Below are 5312 nucleotides of genomic sequence, written 5' to 3'. Positions count from 1 at the left end.
GTCCCCATTTTTCCCCTTGACCAGGTCTTTCCCTTTCCTTATACTTATTTTTCACGCAAGAAAGAAATTCCTGTCAATTAAAAAAGACACAAGCAGAGGAACTCCTTAATAAAGGTGGTGCTGATGAGCCCCCAATCAAAACCCAAAAACAATAGCTTCAATTACGGTGATTATTTGAATTGGCCGGAAGACGAACGTTGGGAGTTGATCGACGGGGTTCCGTATAACATGACCCCGGCCCCGTCCCGGGCCCATCAAAAAATCCTGGCCGCCTTACTTACAAAATTTTATTCTTTTTTGGAGGACAAAGAGTGTGAGGTCTATAGTGCTCCCTTTGACGTCCGCCTACCAGAGGGCCAAGAGGAACCTCAGGAAATAACCACTGTCGTCCAGCCCGATCTGGTAGTGGTCTGTGACCGGGCCAAACTGGACGATAAGGGCTGTATGGGCTCCCCGGACCTTATTGTCGAAATAACTTCTCCTTCAACGGTCCGAAAAGATATTAAAGAAAAATTCTATCTCTATGAAAGGATGGGTGTCAAAGAGTACTGGATCATCAACCCCATCGATGAGACCCTGATAACCTTCATTTCGGATTCCAATGGGAAATATGGGCGACCGGGGATTTATTCCAGAGAAGATACCATCCAGGTTGGCGTCCTGAAAGGACTGTCCATTCCTTTAAAAGAACTATTCAAAAAATGAGTTGAGTCAGTTAGATCTATCCTGTTCCAGTCTCGAGTCTAAAGGCCCGGGACGAGGCTCAACCGCCGCCCCCCTTCCCTTTAAGAAACCTGGTCTAAGAATTTCTCGAAAAAGTAAAGCCTTCAGTAGTCATCTGAACGTGAAGAGGGGGTCAGCCGATTTATTCTCTTGCATAATCATCCCGATTTTATTAAAATTATTCATCTTTTCCCGGAAAACCGGCCAATGGAAGAACAAGTAATTTACACCACAGCAATCAATCGCATCCGGCTGCTTAAAGAGAAGGGCCGCTTCGATGAGGCCGCCGAAGAAATCCGCCAGGGCCTGGAGAAGGCCCCCCACGATCCTTTTCTCAAGACCAGCCTGGCCGATCTCTATCTGCGGCAGGGACGCTTTATGGAAGGCAGGATCCTGGCCGAAGAAGTCCTGGCCCAGGATCCCCGGCACCCCCAGGCCTTATCCGTTCTCGGCGACCTTTATCTGAAAGGTCATTCGCCGCAAAAGGCCCTGGAATGCTATCGACAGGCCTACAACCGGGACCCAAGGCCTTACCTGATCCTCAAAGCCGCCCGGGCCATGAAAGAGCTGGGAAAGCTGGCCGAAGCCCTGGAAGAACTGGAAAAGGTCCTGGTGGTGCACCCGGAAAACCTTTCTTTTCTTAAAGAAAAGGCCCTGGTTTTGAATCGCCTGAAACGGTTTGATGAGGCCCTGGAGGTCTTTGAAAAAATTCAAACTACTTCTCCCCGGGACACCTTTGTCGAGAAAGAAATCCTTCGGTTACGCAGCCGAAACCGGCCCGAAGGCCAGGTCCTGAAAGAGCTTCAGGTTGTTATCGGGATGGACTCCAAAAAAGATGATGCCCAGGTCCATGGTCTTCTGGCCCAAAAACTGAAAGGGGCCGGCCAGGTCCGGGAGGCGGCAGCCGAATATCACAAAGCTTCCAGTCTGGACCCCCGGAGTCCCTATTTCTTAAAGCATGAAGGATTCTGTCATTATCGTCTTAGAGAATATGACCAGGCGGTCTTCCGCCTTTCCCAGGCCTTTCGGATGGATCCCAGGGATTACTATGTGCGAAAGGCCCTGGAAAAAAGCTTTGAGGCCCTTCATGATCCGAAGGGCTGGCTCGATCTTTTAGAAGAAGTCGCCCGGCATCACCCCGAGGAGAAAGCCCTTCTGGGTATCATCGGGAAGGCCAGGAAAAAAACCGGAATAGGGGAGGAGGCCGGAAAGTGATCAAGGTCGGAGACCTGGTTGAGATTCCTGAAATCAAGACCGTCATTCAATTGAAGGATCTTCAGGACCCCAAACTCAGACAGATGATCCTCCTGTCCTTTGTGGTTACGGCCGAGGTGCAGAAAAACCTGGAGATGATCCTGTCTTCCCTTTCCGGCAAGGAAGGCCGGGGGGCTTTTCTGAAAGGACATTTCGGATCGGGAAAATCGCATTTCCTGAGCATGCTCAGCCTCCTTCTCCGCTATCCCGGATACTGGGATATCCTGCACTTCCAAAGCGCCTCTCTGGAGAAATTTCAAAAAAATCTTCCCTTCTCCAAATTTTTGGTTGTTGAGATCTCCTTAATCCAGCATCGGGGGACCGAATTCCTGGAAGACATTTTTCTTCAGTCCATCTCCAGGGAATTGGCCCTGCAAACCGGGCGGCCTTTTGAACCGGCAGGATCCAGGCATGAGACCTTTCAGGAGATTCGAAGGACTATGGAAAGGGAAGGTTTTTCCAAACTGGTCCTTTTGGTGGATGAACTTTCCGAGTTCCTCCGTTCCAAGACCGATGCCCATGCCTATCAGGAAGATATCCGCTTTCTTCAATATATAGGGGAGGAGGCCTTCTCCTTTCCTCTCTGGATCATTGCCTCCCTTCAAGAATGGATCGAGGAAACCGGGGAAATCAATCAGGATACTTTCAACAAGATTAAGGACCGTTATCCGGTGAGAATCAGTCTTGGCCGCACCCACCTCGAAGAGCTTATTTCCCACCGTCTGATCCGCCAGCGGGAAGGGGCCGAAGAAGAAATTCGCAGGATATTCCAGGCCCTGAGGCGGTATTTTCCTCATTTTCCGGTGGATGAAACGCGGTTTTTAAAACTCTACCCGGTCCATCCGGCCACCGTTACCCTGCTCGACAGCTTAAAACCCCTTTTCTCCGAACACCGGGGCCTGGTGGATTTCATCCACTTCCGGCTCCAGGGGGATTTGGAAAGGGGCATCCCTTCCTTTTTGGAAAAGCCGGCCCAGGAGCTCCTCGGCCCATCGACCATCTTCGACCATTTTGTGCACCGCATCCGGGAAACGGCCGAGACCCAGCCCTTCGTGGACAAGGTCTTTGATTATTATCAGGATGAGCTCCCTCAACTGTTTGCCGACCCGGAAAAGGAAAAGGTGGCCCTGGAGGCCGTGAAACTCCTTATCCTTCTGGCCATTTCCCCGAAGAAGGTCCGCTATTCGACCAGGCACCTGGCCGATATGATCCTTTACCGGGTGACCGAACTGGACGCGGAGATCAATTACCACTATCTGCATGAGATCCTCCATCGCCTGACCCAGGAAAGCCCTTATTTAGCCGTTACCCCCGGAAAGGATCCCCTGGAAGACCACTTCTCCATAAAGCTCCAACCGGATCTCGCCAGTATCATGCGGCAAAGGGTGCGACAAGGGGCTTCGGAAATCTTTCCGGGAGACCGGCGTCTTTTTGATCGCCTCCTGCCCCTGGCCGAGTCTCTGCACCTTCCTTTCGCCGGTTGGGCCGAACAGAGACAGCAGCGGGTTTCCATCCTCTGGGAATATACCCGTCGTCAGGGAACCATTTATCTCCGCCCCCTGGACGAGATCGGCCTGGATGAAATAGAAACCCTGGCCGGAGAATGGAAGCATAGCGAAGAAGATTTTTTTATCTTTGTAGCCCCGACCTATGGTTTGGACCAACAGTATCGGCATCTCCGGGAAAATCTCCTGCCCAAACTCAGGAGCGCTTACCCGGGCAATACCTTCCTCTTCTGGCTTCCGGCTCTCATTGCCGAGGAAGAAGAATGGATGAAGGGAATGCTCTCCGCCCTGCTTTTATCGGAAAGCTATCAAAAGGAATTTTCGGAAACCGGACAGCAAATGAAAGGCCTTCTGGAGGATTTTTTGGCCCAGGGCAGGAAAAAGCTGGGCGACATTTTCAATACCTCCTATTTTAACGGACTGCTCATCTGGGATGACCGGCAGGTGGAGCTCTCCCCTTACGGTTATCTTTCCCAGGAGAAGTTTCTCGAGGAGTTCGTCCCCCCTCTTCTGTCCCGGAGGTTTCCCAAACACCACCGGATCCATCCCTATATCGAAGCCCTGGCACCGACCACCATACCGAACCTGTTAAATGATTTTTTCGCCACCGGATCTTCCCATATCAATGAACGGACCCAATTCGGTCTCCGGGTCATCCTGGACAATCTTCTCAAGCCCATGGGCTTGATTAAAAAGAAAGGGAACCAATACCTTCTTCATGTGGATCCCCGGAACAACGAATTAGCTGAAACCTGTCTGGCCTTTTTAAACCAGGGACCCCTTCCTTTGGAAACCCTCTATTGGTCTTTCCGAAAGGGCGAATATGGTCTCCTGAGACATCAATACGAAGTCCTTCTTTTGGCCCTGCTCTTTTCCGGTCATATCCTGGCCTTGCAGGGGCAAAGAAAGAAAGGACTGGAGGATATTTCCCGAACCGGGCTTCAGGGGATAACCGCTATCGACCGGGGAAAGATCCTCGACGAAGGACTCCGCCGGACTATTGCCGGCCATCCCCTTATCCCTGAGACATGGCGAAAGGGCACCTTGACCCTCCCGGCCCAGGAGGCCCTTTGGAATGAGATCAGGGTCCTGAAGGTCCAGGAAGAGGAGTCCCTTCGCAATCTGCTTAATCGAATCGAGTGGGCCTTTTCCTTCCAGGCCTTCAAGAATCTCTCCTGGGAGACCTATCGCCAGGATGTCCAGGATATATTGGCCCAATGGGAAGAGGTCAAGGTCAGCTTCGGGGCAAAAGAAGGGCTGGAAAGGTTTCTTTCGGCTGCCAACAGGGAACCCTTCCTTTCCGATAAACTGGCCCGTCTGGAAGAGATCCGGGCCTTTTTCGAAGAAGCGGACAAGATCCTATTTGTCTTCCAGTATCTCAGCGATACGCGCCTTTCCATCCCCGATCTTCCGGCCAGTCCGGGATTGTTGGAAGACCAAAAGGATCTCCTTAATTACTTCGAAGGGGGAAGGCTTTCCATCGACCCCAAAACCATCCAGGGTCTTCTGGATCTTTTTCAGGATTTCCGGGAACGATACATCCAGACTTATGTGGAGGCCCACCAAAAGGCCCGCTCCGGGGACCAGTTCAAACCCTATGAAAAACTGAGCCATTCGAGGCGCTACCAGCTTCTGAGCCGGCTGGATCAGTTGGAGATGATCTCCGTCCAGCACGACCTCAGTTCCATAAACAACCGCCTCTCCGGGGTGCTGCTTTCCCGGTGTGAGGCCCCGTCCATCGAGTCCCTTCAGCGTAGTCCGGTCTGTCGGTGCGGGTTTCAGTTGAATACGGAAACCCGGTTTGTTCCGGCCCGCCAGATCGAAGAGTCT

The 5312-nt window shown here is 51.9% G+C and carries 3 protein-coding genes; all 3 read left to right on the top strand.

Features of this window, described 5'->3' with window-relative positions; all coding sequences use genetic code 11:
• Positions 1 to 123: 123 nt before the first annotated feature.
• On the top strand, positions 124 to 705 hold the full coding sequence (locus HY879_18705) for a Uma2 family endonuclease (GenBank protein ID MBI5605369.1): 582 nt from the start codon (positions 124 to 126) through the stop codon (positions 703 to 705).
• Between the two features lie 225 nt (positions 706 to 930).
• Positions 931 to 1938, top strand: a complete 1008-nt coding sequence (locus HY879_18700) for a tetratricopeptide repeat protein (GenBank protein MBI5605368.1) — start codon at positions 931 to 933, stop codon at positions 1936 to 1938.
• On the top strand, positions 1935 to 5312 hold a 3378-nt coding region (locus tag HY879_18695; GenBank protein MBI5605367.1), incomplete at its 3' end, for a hypothetical protein. The genes HY879_18700 and HY879_18695, both read left to right, overlap by 4 nt.

This window comes from Deltaproteobacteria bacterium (assembly GCA_016219225.1).
Taxonomy (GTDB): domain Bacteria; phylum Desulfobacterota; class RBG-13-43-22; order RBG-13-43-22; family RBG-13-43-22; genus RBG-13-43-22.
Note: the sequence above shows the minus strand (reverse complement) of the source record. Positions and strands in the feature narration are given on the sequence as shown.